The 13568-nt window shown below is 73.7% G+C and carries 1 protein-coding gene; it reads left to right on the forward strand.

The genetic code is table 11. From position 1 onward, the window contains the following. Positions 1-221 precede the first annotated feature (221 nt). A complete protein-coding gene (locus ACIQWX_RS27270) occupies positions 222-13523 on the forward strand; it encodes a type I polyketide synthase (protein ID WP_400876833.1) in 13302 nt (4433 codons plus the stop codon). The last annotated feature ends 45 nt before the right edge of the window (positions 13524-13568 follow it).

Genomic DNA, 13568 nt, shown 5'->3' on the forward strand with positions numbered 1-13568 from the left:
TGGACCCACCGACCAAACCCCACCCATCCCTGGGGGCTGACCCCGCTCCAGCGTACCGCCCACCCCCGACGAACCGACCGGAAAAGCACAACCACCACCGCACTTGTCCACAACCAAGCACCCCTGGGGACAACCCGCCCCCCAACCGCCGACTTTAGGGATTTGCGGGTCCCGCATGGGGTTCACTCGAGGCGACCACGCCGTGAACCTGGAGGTACCTGGTGGCACTGTCTTCGGACAAGGACAAGGTCGTCGAAGCGCTCCGGGCGTCCTTGCGGGACAACAAGCGGCTGCGCGAACAAAACGACCGGCTCGCCAAAGCCGCCACCGAACCCATCGCCGTCGTCGCCATGGGGTGTCGCTTCCCCGGCGGCGTCACCGGCCCCGACGACCTCTGGGACCTCCTCAAAAACGGCACCGACGCCATCGGCACGTTCCCCGCCGATCGCAACTGGACCGCCGAAGAACTCGCCGGCAGCAACACCGCCGAAGGCGGCTTCCTCGACAAAGCCGCCGACTTCGATCCCGCCTTCTTCGGCATCTCGCCCCGCGAAGCCCTCGCCATGGACCCGCAGCAACGCCTGCTGCTCGAAGTCGCCTGGGAAACCTTCGAACGCGCCGGCCTCGACAAAACCGCACTGAAAGCCAGCGACACCGGCGTCTTCATCGGCTGCAGCAACCAGGCCTACGGCTCCACCGACTTCGACACCCTCCCCGACGAAGTCCGCGGGCACCTGCTCACCGGCAGCGCCGTCTCGGTCGCCTCCGGGCGGCTCGCCTACACCTTCGGCCTCGAAGGCCCCACCGTCACCGTCGACACCGCCTGCTCGTCCTCGCTCGTCGCGCTGCACCTCGCCGTGCAGGCCCTGCGCGCGGGGGAGTGCTCGATGGCCCTCGCCGGCGGCGTCACCGTCATGGCGACGCCCGCCGTCTTCGTCGAATTCACCAGTCAGGGCGGGGTTTCCGCGTCCGGTCGGTGCCGGTCGTTCGCCGCCACCGCCGACGGCACCGGCTGGGGCGAGGGCGCCGGCCTGCTGCTCGTCGAACGGCTCTCCGACGCCCGGAAGAACGGCCACCCCGTGCTCGCCGTCCTGCGCGGGTCCGCCGTCAACTCCGACGGCGCCTCCAACGGCCTCACCGCCCCCAACGGCCTGTCCCAGCAACGCGTCATCCGCGCCGCACTGGCCAACGCGGGCCTCGAACCGTCCGAAGTGGACGCCGTCGAGGCGCACGGCACCGGTACCACGCTCGGCGACCCCATCGAGGCCCAAGCCCTGCTGGCCACCTACGGACGGGACCGCGAGCACCCCCTCCGGCTCGGCTCGATCAAGTCCAACATCGGGCACACCCAGGCCGCCGCCGGCGTGGCCGGCGTGATGAAAATGGTCCTTGCCCTGCGCCACGGCGAGCTGCCGCGCACCCTGCACGTCACCGAACCGTCGACCCAGGTCGACTGGACGCGCGGGGCGGTCGAGCTGCTGACCGAGCACACCCCCTGGCCCGCAACCGAAAACCCGCGCCGCGCCGCAGTGTCCTCGTTCGGCGTCGGCGGCACCAACGCCCACGTCGTCCTCGAAGCCGCCGAGCCCACGCCCGAGCGAGCCGAAGCACCGCAAGGCCCGGCGACGTGGTTGCTGTCCGCCCGCACCGCCGAGGCCCTGCGCGCACAGGCCGACCTGCTGCGCAAGACCGTGACAGGCGAGCCACACGACGTCGGCCTGACATTAGCCACCCGCACTGCCTGGGAACACCGCGCGGCCGTGGTCGGCGAGACCAAAGAGGACCTGGTCCGCGGCCTGGACGCGCTCGCGGACGCAACGCCCTCGGCCGAGGTGGTCCGGGGCGTCGCCACGCTGCCGGGCAAGACCGCCTTCGTCTTCCCCGGTCAGGGTGCCCAGTGGGTGGGGATGGCCGTCGACCTCCTCGGGCAGTCCCCGGTGTTCGCCACGCGCCTGGCCGAGTGCGAGGCCGCATTGAAGTCCTATGTGGACTGGAAGCTGACCGACGTCCTGGGCGACGCCGAGGCCCTGGAACGGGTCGACGTCGTGCAACCGGCCTCCTGGGCCGTGATGGTTTCCCTCGCCGCGCTCTGGCAGTCGGCGGGCGTGCGGCCCGGCGCGGTCGTCGGGCACTCCCAGGGTGAGATCGCCGCCGCCGTCGTCGCAGGGGCATTGTCCCTTGAGGACGGTGCCCGCGTGGTCACGCTCAGGAGCAAGCTCATCGCCGAGAAGCTGGCGGGCAAGGGCGGAATGGCGTCGGTCGCGCTGTCCGAGGCCGAAATCACTGCGCGGCTGGACGGCCGGATCAGCGTAGCGGCGGTCAACAGCCCGGGCTCGGTCGTGCTGTCCGGCGAACCCGAAGCACTGGACGAACTCGTCGAAACCTGCGTGGCCGAAAGCATCCGCGCCCGCCGCATCCCGGTCGACTACGCCTCGCACTCCGCGCACGTCGAGGCCATCGAAGACGACCTCCTCGCCGCGCTCGCCCCGATCACCCCGCGCGAAGCAGGCATCCCGATCTACTCTTCGGTGCTCGGCGACTGGGCTGGCCCCATGGACGCCGAGTACTGGTACCGGAACCTGCGCCGGACCGTCCTGTTCGACACGGCCGTGCGCGGCCTCGCCGAAGCCGGGTACACCACGTTCGTCGAGGTCAGCGCCCATCCCGTGCTCGCCGCGGCGGTCCAAGACGCCCTGGACGAGCCCGTCGTCGTCGGGTCGCTGCGCCGGGGCGACGGCGGTCTGTCGCGCTTCCTCACGTCCCTGGCCGAACTGTGGACCCGCGGCGCGGTCGTGAACTGGAAGGAACTCTTCCCGGGTGCACGACCGGTGGATCTGCCCACCTACCCGTTCCAGCGCGAACGCTATTGGTTGACGCCCGCACAACGGGAAGCCGCGGCCGACGGCGAATTCTGGTCCGCTGTGGACAGTGGGAACGCCGAGGCGCTCGCCGGCTCCCTCGACGTCGACGCATCGACGCTCACCGACGTCCTGCCCGCCCTGGCCCAGTACCGCAAGCGCCGTCACGAACAGTCCGTTGTGGACAACTGGCGCTACCGGATCGCCTGGCGGCCCGCGACTCCGCCGGAAGCGCGCCTCACCGGCCGCTGGCTGGTCGTCGCGCCCGCCGGTCACCCGGCCGGCGAGCTCGTCGACGGTCTGGCCGCGCACGGCGCCGAACCGGTCCTGCTGACCGTCGAGCCCGGCGGCGGGCTCCCCGAGCTGCCCACCGAAGGCGTCACCGGCGTCCTGTCCCTGCTCGCCTTCGCCGACGACGGTCTCAACGCCACCATCGAACTGGTCCGGGCCGCCTCCGCGCCCTTGTGGCTGCTGACCCGCGGCGCCGTCTCCACCGGCCGCTCCGACCGGCTGACCAGCCCGGACCAGGCGCAGATCTGGGGCATGGGCCGGGTCGTGGCGCTCGAGCACCCAGAGCGCTGGGGCGGCCTCGTCGACCTGCCCGAAACGCTCGACGACCGCGCGCTCGGCCGCCTGGCCCGGGTCCTCGCCGACACGAAGGAAGACCAGGTCGCGATCCGCACGTCCGGGGTGCTGGCCCGCCGCCTGGTCCCCGCCCCGCTCGGCACGCCGACTGGGGAGTGGCGGACCGGCGGGACCGCGCTGGTCACCGGCGGCACCGGCGCGCTCGGCGCGCACGTCGCCCGCTGGCTGGTCGCCGCCGGAGCCGAGCACCTCATCCTGACCAGCCGCCGGGGTCCGGACGCGGATGGCGCCGCCGAGCTGCGCGACGAGCTGACCGCGTGCGGTGTCGAGGTGACCATCGCCGCCTGCGACGTCGCCGACCGCGACGCCGTGGCCGCGCTGCTGGCCGACATCGAGCCCCGCGTCGTAGTTCACGCGGCCGGGGTGGGCCGCTCGGCCGCGCTGGCGGACCTCGACCGCGCCGAGGTCGCCGAGACCCTGCGCGCGAAGGTCGACGGCGCGAAGCACTTCGATGAACTGCTCGGAGACGTCGACGCGTTCGTGCTGTTCTCCTCCAACGCCGGCGTCTGGGGCGGCGGCGGCCAAGCCGCGTACGCCGCCGCGAACGCCCACCTCGACGCGCTGGCCCAGCACCGCCGCGACCGCGGCCTGGCCGCGACGTCCGTGGCGTGGGGCGCGTGGGCCGGGCCGGGCATGACCGGCGACGGCTCCGGCGAGCAACTGCGCCGCCGGGGCGTCCGGCCGATGGACCCGGCGCTCGCCCTCACGGTGCTGCGGCAGGCTCTCCAGACCGGCGAGACCTTCCTGTCCGTCGCGGACATGGACTGGGCGCGGTTCGCCCCCGCCTTCACCGCCGCCCGCCCGCGGCCGCTGCTCGACGAGCTGCCTGCGGTCCGTCAGGCCCTCGACGAGACCACGACCCCGGATTCACCGGTTCAGCACCACCTTTCCGGCCTGAGCGAGTCCGCCCGGGCGGAGGCGCTGCTCGACCTCGTCCGCGCCGAGACGGCCGCCGTGCTGGGCTACCCCGGACCCGGCTCGGTCGAGCCCGACCGGGCTTTCCGCGACCTGGGCGTCGACTCGCTGATCGCCCTGGAGGTGCGCAACCGGCTCGTCGCGGCGACCGGGCTCAAGCTGCCCGCCGTCGTGCTGTTCGACCACCCGGACCCGCGGCGGCTCGCCGCGCGGCTGGGGCACGAGCTGATCGACGCCGGCCCCGTGGCGGCCGAGCGGCTCGTGTCCCGGGCGGACGACGGCGACCCGATCGCCATCGTCTCGATGGCCTGCCGCCTCCCCGGGGACGTCCGGTCGCCGGAGGACCTGTGGCACCTGGTCGCGGCGGGCGCCGAGGGCCTGACGCCGTTCCCGGTCAACCGCGGCTGGGACGCCGGCAGCGGCGTCGGCGGGTTCGTCCACGACGCCGACGAGTTCGACGCCGCCTTCTTCGGCATCTCACCCCGGGAAGCCCTGGCCATGGACCCGCAGCAGCGGCTGCTGCTGGAAAGCGCCTGGGAGGTCTTCGAACGCGCCGGTCTCGACCCGCGCTCGCTGCGCGGCAGCGCCGCCGGGGTGTTCGTCGGCTGCGGCACCCAGGGCTACGCGACCGGCCACACCGAAACGCCCGAAGAGGTCGAGGGGCACCTGCTCACCGGGAACGCCGGTGCCGTCGTGTCCGGCCGGGTGTCCTACGTGCTCGGTCTCGAAGGCCCGGCGGTCACCGTCGACACGGCGTGCTCGTCGTCGCTGGTGGCACTGCACCTGGCCGCGCAGTCGGTGCGCTCCGGCGAGTCGTCGATGGCGATCGCGGGTGGCGTCACGGTGATGGCGACGCCGGGCGCGTTCCAGGAGTTCGGCAGGCAGGGCGGCCTGGCCGGCGACGGACGGTGCAAGGCCTTCGCCGACGCGGCAGACGGCACCGGCTGGGGCGAAGGCGTCGCGCTGGTGCTGGTCGAGCGCCTCTCGGACGCGCGGCGGCTCGGCCACCCGGTGCTCGCGCTGCTGCGGGGATCGGCGATGAACCAGGACGGTGCGTCGAACGGCCTGAGCGCCCCGAACGGCCCGTCCCAGCAGCGCGTGATCCGCGCGGCACTGGCGAACGCGGGCCTCACGCCGTCCGAGGTGGACGCCGTCGAGGCGCACGGGACGGGCACGAGCCTCGGCGACCCGATCGAGGCCCAGGCGCTGCTGGAAACCTACGGCCGGGACCGCGAGCACCCGCTGTGGCTCGGCTCGGTGAAGTCGAACCTGGGCCACACGCAGGCGGCGTCCGGCGTCGTGGGCGTGCTCAAGATGGTCCTCTCGATGCGCGAGGGGACGCTGCCGAAGACCCTGCACGTCGACCGGCCGTCGACCCGGGTCGACTGGACGACGGGCGAAGTCCGGCTGCTGACCGAGGCCCGGTCCTGGCCGGCGGGTGACCGGCCTCGACGCGCCGGCGTTTCCTCGTTCGGGGTCAGCGGCACCAACGCCCACGTGATCCTCGAGGAGCCGCCCGCGGTTCCCCTCGTCGCCGGTGACCCGGAACCCGGCGTGCTGCCGTGGGTCCTTTCGGGACGGACCGAGCAGGCGGTCCGCGACGCCGCGCGCGGGCTCACGACCGTGGCCGGTGACCCGCTGGACATCGCGTTCGCGCTGGCCGCGCGTTCGACGTTCGAGTACCGGACCGTGGCCGTGGGCGAAGATCTGGGCTCGGCGCCGATCGTCCTGGCCGAGCCGGGGAAGACGGCGTTCCTGTTCTCCGGCCAGGGTTCGCAGCGGGTCGGGATGGGCGCGGAGCTGTACGAGCGGTTCCCGGTGTTCGCCGAGGCCTTCGACGCGGTGTGCGTGCACCTCGACGCCGAGCTGGACCGCCCGCTGCGCGAGGTCGTCTTCAGCGAGACCGAGCTGCTGGACGAGACCGGCTACACCCAGCCCGCGTTGTTCGCCGTCGAGGTGGCGTTGTTCCGGCTGCTGGAGTCCTGGGGCGTCGTCCCGGACCAGGTGGCCGGGCACTCGATCGGCGAGCTGGCCGCCGCGCACGTCGCCGGGGTGCTGTCCCTCGAGGACGCGTGCCGGCTGGTGGCCGCGCGGGCGAGTCTGATGCAGGCGCTGCCCGCGGGTGGCGCGATGCTGGCAGTGCAGGCCACCGAAGCCGAAGTCGCACCGCTTCTGGGCGACGGTGTCAGCCTGGCCGCGGTGAACGGGCCCGAGGCCGTGGTGGTTTCGGGTGACGTCGACGCGGTCGAGCGGCATTTCGCGCAGCTGGGCCGGAAGGTCCGCCGGCTGACGGTTTCGCACGCGTTCCACTCGGCGGCGATGGACCCGATGCTGGCCGAGTTCGCACGTATAGCTGATGGGCTGACCTACAACACGCCGAAGATCCCGGTGGTGTCCACTGTGTCCGGTCGCCTCGCCGGAGACGAACTCCTGAGCCCGGAGTACTGGGTGCGCCAGGTCCGCGAGACCGTCCGGTTCGCCGACGCCACCGAGACCCTCGCGGAACTCGGCGTCACGCGGGCGCTCGAACTCGGCCCCGACGGCGTGCTCTCGGCGCTGACCGCCTTCCCGTCGGTGCCCGTGCTGCGCAAGGACCGCGACGAGTACCGGAGCCTGCTCACCGCGCTGGCCGACGCGCACACCCGTGGCCACGACGTGGACTGGACCGCGGTCCTGCGCGCGGCGCACCCGGCGCACGTCGCCCGCGTGGTCGCGCTGCCGACCTACCCGTTCCAGCGCACGCGCTTCTGGCTGGAGAACGGATCGACGCACCGGCCGGCCCCGGTCGGGCAGTACGAGATCACCTGGCAGCCCGTCGACGGTCCCGGCGAAGTCACGCTGCCCGGAAACTGGCTCGCGGTGGTCCCGGCCGGCACGGACACGCGCCTCCTCGACGACGTCCTCGAAGTCACCCCCGACGACGACCTCGCCGGGCTCTTGCGCGGCCGCGACCTCGCCGGGGTAGTGTCCACTTTGGACGTGCGAGGCCAGCTGGCGCTGGTCCAAGCGCTCGGGCAAACCGGGATAGACGCACCGCTGTGGTGCGTCACGCGCGGCGCGGTCGCTGCGGTCGACGGCGACGTGCCGGATCCGGAGCAGGCGATGGTCTGGGGGCTCGGGCGCACCGTCGCCCTGGAGCACCCGCACCGCTGGGGTGGTCTCATCGACCTGCCCGCCGACATCGACGAGTCCGTGCCGGCCCGCCTCCGCGCGATTCTCGGCGGCGAGACCGGCGAGGACGAAGTCGCTCTCCGCGGGGACACGGTCCTGGCCCGGCGGCTCACCCGCCGTACGGCCCCTCCGGCGTCGCCGTGGCAGCCGAGCGGCACCGTCCTGGTCACCGGCGGCACCGGCGCCCTCGGCCGGCACGTCGCCCGCTGGCTGGCCGGCGCCGGCGCCGAGCACCTCGTCCTGACCAGCCGCCGCGGGCCCGACGCCCCCGGCGCGGCCGAGTTGCGCGAAGAGCTGACCGCCCTCGGCGCCCGCGTCGACGTCCTGGCCTGCGACGCCACCGACCGCGCGGCGCTCGCCGCGACCCTGGACACCGTCGGCGAGCTGACCGCCGTCGTGCACACCGCCGGGGTGCTGGCCGACGGCGTGCTCGAAGCCCTGACCCCGGAGCGGCTCGCCGAGGTCGTCGACGCCAAAGCCGTCGCGGCCCGCAACCTGCACGACCTGACGGCCGGGCACCCCCTGGACGCGTTCGTCCTGTTCTCCTCCTGCGCGGGCACCTTCGGCGCGGCGGGACAGGGCAACTACGCGGCCGCGAACGCCTTCCTCGACGCGCTCGCCGAGCAACGCCGGGCCCAGGGGCTGGTGGCGACGTCGGTCGCCTGGGGACCGTGGGCCGACGGCGGGATGGCCACGGCGGCGGCCGCCGAGGAGCACCTCGGCCGCACCGGGCTCGTCCCGCTGCGGCCCGACCGGGCGATCACCGCGCTGCGGGCGGCGGTCGAGAGCGGCGGCGCGGCCGTCACCGTCGCCGACGTCGACTGGGACCGGTTCGCCGCCGCGCTCACTGCCCACCGCCCGAGCCCGCTGCTCGCCGGTCTCCCCGAAGTCCGGCCCGCGGCGACGACGGATTCCCTGAAGGACCAGCTCGCCACCGCGGCGGACGCGGAGAAACTGCTGCTCAAGGTGGTGCGCGAGCAGGTGGCGTTCGCGCTCGGCCACCGCTCGGCCGACGACGTCCCGGCCGGCCGGACCTTCAAGGAGCTGGGGTTCGACTCGCTGACCGCGGTCGAGCTGCGCAACCGCCTCGACACGGCCACCGGGCTGCGGCTCCCGGCGACGCTCGCGTTCGACTACCCGACCGCGACCGCGCTGGCGGCGTACCTCCGCGCGGAACTGCTGGGCGCGGTCGACGACGCACCGGTGGCCACCGCGAAGGACACCGACGAGCCGATCGCCATCGTCGGGATGAGCTGCCGCTTCCCCGGCGGCGTGCGCAACCCGGACGAACTCTGGGCCCTGCTCGCCGAGGGCCGCGACGCCGTGACGGAGTTCCCGGCCGACCGCGGCTGGGACACCGCCGCGCTCTACGACCCCGATCCCGACCACGCCGGGACGACGTACGTCCGCGAAGGCGGTTTCCTGGCGGGTGCCGGCCAGTTCGACGCCGAGTTCTTCGGGATCTCGCCGCGCGAGGCGCTGGCCATGGACCCGCAGCAGCGGCTCCTGCTGGAAGCGTCCTGGGAGGCCCTGGAGCAGGCGGGCATCGACCCGCTGTCGGTGCGCGGCGCGCCGGTCGGGGTGTTCGCCGGCACCAACGGGCAGGACTACACCGCGGCCCTGCACTTCGGCGAGGAGAGCGTCGACGGCTACCTCGCCACCGGCAGCGCGGGCAGTGTCCTTTCCGGACGGATTGCCTACGAGCTGGGCTTGGAGGGCCCGGCGATGACGGTCGACACGGCGTGCTCGTCGTCGCTGGTCGCGTTGCACCTGGCCGCCCAGTCGCTGCGGGCGGGCGAATGCTCCCTGGCGCTGGCCGGCGGCGTGACGATCATGTCCACGCCCGGCCTGTTCGTCGAGTTCAGCCGTCAGCGTGGGCTGGCGCCGGACGGTCGCTGCAAGGCCTTCGCCGACGAGGCCGACGGCACCGGCTGGGGTGAAGGCGTCGGGGTCGTGCTCGTCGAACGGCTCTCCGACGCGCGCCGTCACGGCCACCCGGTCCTCGCGGTCGTCCGGGGGTCCGCGGTCAACCAGGACGGCGCGTCCAACGGCCTCACCGCCCCGAACGGGCCGTCGCAGCAGCGGGTCATCCGGGCGGCGCTGGCGAACGCGGGCCTGGATCCGTCCGATGTGGACGCCGTCGAGGCACACGGCACCGGCACGACCCTGGGCGACCCGATCGAGGCGCAGGCCTTGCTGGCGACGTACGGCCGGGACCGCGAAGAGCCGCTGTGGCTGGGTTCGATCAAGTCGAACGTCGGGCACACGCAGGCCGCGGCCGGAGTCGCCGGCGTGATCAAGATGGTGCTGGCCCTGCGCCACGGCGTACTCCCGGCAACGCTCCACGTCGGCGAGCCGTCCCGGCACGTCGACTGGGACAGCGGCGCGGTGTCCCTCCTGACCGAGTCACGGCCGTGGCCGGAGCGCGAAGGCCTGCGTCGCGCCGGGATCTCGTCGTTCGGAGTCAGCGGCACGAACGCGCACGTGATCTTGGAGTCGCCAGAGCGCCCCAATGTGGCCTTCGGTGCGTCTGACGCACCGAAGGCCGCCTTGGGTGCGTCTGACGCAACCAAGGCCACATTGGGGCGCTTGGCCCCGTGGGTGCTGTCCGGTCGGTCGGCGGCCGCCGTGCGGGACCGGGCGGCCGCGCTGGCCGACCTGCCCGGGGAAGCGGCCGAGATCGCGTGGTCGCTGGTCAGTACTCGCTCGACCTTCGAGCACCGGGCGGTCGTCCTCGCCGACCACCGCGACGGGCTGCGCGAACTGGCCGTCGACGCGCCAGGATCGTCGGTGGTCACCGGCACCGCCGGGCCCGCGGGCGAAACGGTGTTCGTCTTCCCCGGCCAGGGCGCACAGTGGGTGGGCATGGCCGTCGGGTTGCTCGACGAGCCCGTCTTCGCCGACCGGCTCGCCGAATGCGCCGCCGCGCTGGAACCGTACGTCGACTGGTCCCTGACCGACGTCCTGAGCGACGCGGAAGCCCTCGAGCGGGTCGACGTGGTGCAACCCGCGTCCTGGGCCGTGATGGTGTCGCTGGCCGCGCTGTGGCGGTCGGCCGGCGTCGAACCCGACGCCGTCGCCGGGCACTCGCAGGGCGAGATCGCGGCGGCGGTCGTCGCAGGTGGACTGTCCCTCGAGGACGGTGCCAAGGTCGTCGCGTTGCGCAGCAAGGCGATCGCCGCCGGACTCGCGGGTCACGGCGGAATGGCCTCGGTCGCGCTCGACGCCGGCCGCGTCGCGGACCTGCTACCCGACGGCGTCGCGATCGCGGCCTACAACAGCCCGACCTCGACGGTGGTGTGCGGCGACCCGGCCGTCCTGGACGAGCTGATCACCCACTGCACGGAAAAGGACATCCGCGCCCGGCGCATCCCGGTCGACTACGCCTCCCATTCGAGCTACGTCGAAGGCATCCGCGACGAACTTGACGAAGTCCTCAATGGATTCCGACCTCGACCAGGCACCATCCCGTTCTACTCCGCGGTGACCGCCGAACCGGTCGACACGGCCACCCTCGACGGCGGCTACTGGTACCGGAACCTGCGCGAGCCGGTCCGCTTCCTCGACACGACCCGGACGCTCATCGAGCGCGGGCACCGGTTCTTCGTCGAGGTCAGCGCGCACCCGGTACTGCTCACCGCGATCCAGGAGACCCTCGACGACACGCCCGGCGTGGTCGTCGGGACGCTGCGCCGCGGCGAAGGCGGCCCGCGCCGGTTCGTGACGTCGGTCGCGGAGCTGTGGACGCAGGGACGCGCCGTCGACTGGGCGGCCTTCATCCCGGAGACGCGCACGGTCGGCCTGCCCACCTACCCGTTCCAGCACCGGCGCTACTGGCCGAAGCCCGCGCAGCCCGCGGCGCCGGCCGGCGACCCGCTCGACGAGCAGTTCTGGGCCGCGGTGGACCGCGAGGACGTGACGTCGCTCGCCGGCACCCTCGCGATCGCGCCGGAACCACTCGGCGACGTCCTGCCCGCGCTCGCGTCCTGGCGGCGCACCCGCGTCGAACAGTCCACTGTGGATGCTTGGCGGTACCGGATCACCTGGAAACCCCTCGAAACAACCGAAAAGGCCCTCACCGGTACCTGGCTGGTCGTCACCCCCGAAGGCGGCGAGCACCCCTGGCTCGACGCGGCGCTGCGGACCGTGGGAACCGCGGTGCCGGTGACCGTCGGCGACACCGACCGCGCCACGCTCGGCAAGCGCCTGGTCGACCTCGCCCCGGTGGACGGCGTGCTCTCCCTGCTGGCACTCGATCCGGCCGGGCAGCGCGGCGTCGCGAACACGCTGCTGCTGGCCCAGGCGCTCGGCGACGCCGGGATCACCGCCCCGCTGTGGCTCGCCACGTCGGGCGCGGTCGCCACCGGCCGCGGCGACGTGATCACCGATGCCGGGCAGGCCCAGATCTGGGGCCTCGGCCGGGTCATCGGCCTGGAACACGCCGACCGCTGGGGCGGTCTGGTCGACCTGCCCGCGACGACGGACGAGCGCGACCGGCGCCGGCTGGCCGGGATCCTCGCCGCGGCGGGCGACGAGGACCAGGTGGCCGTCCGGGCGTCCGGGGTGCTCACCCGCCGCCTGGTGCCCGCCCCACTCGGCGACGGCGTCCCGGCCCGAGACTGGCGGCCGGCCGGCACCGTGCTCGTCACCGGCGGCACCGGCGGGGTCGGCGCGCACGTCGCGCGCTGGCTCGCCGGCCGGGGCGCGGACCGGCTGGTGCTCACCAGCCGGCGCGGGGAAGCGGCGCCCGGTGCGGCCGAACTCCGCGACGAACTGGCCGCTCTCGGCGCCGAAACCACCATCGCCGCCTGCGACGTCGCCGACCGCGCGGCCGTGAAGACCCTGCTCGACGGCCTGGCCGAAGCGGGCACGCCCGTCCGGGCCGTCTTCCACGCGGCCGGGATCGTCCAGGGCACCGCACTCGACGACACCGAACTCGCCGAGTTCGCCGAGGTGGTCGCGGCCAAGGTCGCCGGCGCGACGCACCTCGACGAGCTCCTGGACGACGTCGACGCGTTCGTCCTGTTCTCCTCCAACGCCGGCGTGTGGGGCAGCGGTGGCCAGGGCGCCTACGCGGCAGGCAACGCCTTCCTCGACGCGCTCGCCCAGCGCCGCCGGGACCGCGGGCGCACCGCGACCTCGGTCGCGTGGGGTGCCTGGCAGGGCGCGGGCATGGCGGGCGACCACGACGCCGAGGAACACCTGCGCCGCCGGGGCGTCGGGGCGATGCCGCCAGAGCGGGCGCTGCTGGCGCTGGGGCAGGCGCTCGACCGCGACGAAACCGTGCTCACCGTCGCCGACGTCGACTGGGCCCGGTTCATCCGTGGCTTCACCGCCGCCCGGCCGCGCCCGCTGCTCGACGACCTGCCCGCGGTCCGCCGGGCCTTGGACACCCAGCGGGCCGAACCGGAGGCGACGCCGGAGTCGTTCACGAGCCGGCTGACCGGTCTACCACCGGTCGAGCAGGAACGCCTGGTGCTCGACCACGTCCGCGAAGCCATCGCCCGCGTTCTCGGGCACGCCGGGGCCGGCGAGATCGACGCGCACCGGCCGTTCAAGGAACTCGGGTTCGACTCCCTGACCGGGGTGGAGCTGCGCAACCGGCTGCGCGCGGCGACCGGGCTGAAGCTGCCCGCCACCCTCGTCTTCGACCACCCGACGCCGTCGGCGCTGGCCGGCTTCCTGCTCGCGGCGCTGGCCGGCGAGGAAGTCTCGGTCCTGACCGAGCTGGACCGGATCGAAGCGCTGGTTTCAGGGGTTTCCCCAGAGGATGCCGCCTTTGGTCAAATCACCAGCCGACTTCGGACCATGCTGGACAAGCTGGGGGAAGCGCGGGCGTCCGACGACGGCCGTCCGCGGGTCGCCCAGCAGCTCGAAGCCGCGACGGACGACGAAATTTTCGACTTCATCCACCGGGAGCTAGGCAGGTCGTGACACCCGCGCCCGGCGGACCGCACAAGGACCTTAAGGGCGAGGGCG

This window comes from Amycolatopsis sp. NPDC098790 (assembly GCF_044759945.1).
Taxonomy (GTDB): Bacteria; Actinomycetota; Actinomycetes; order Mycobacteriales; family Pseudonocardiaceae; genus Amycolatopsis.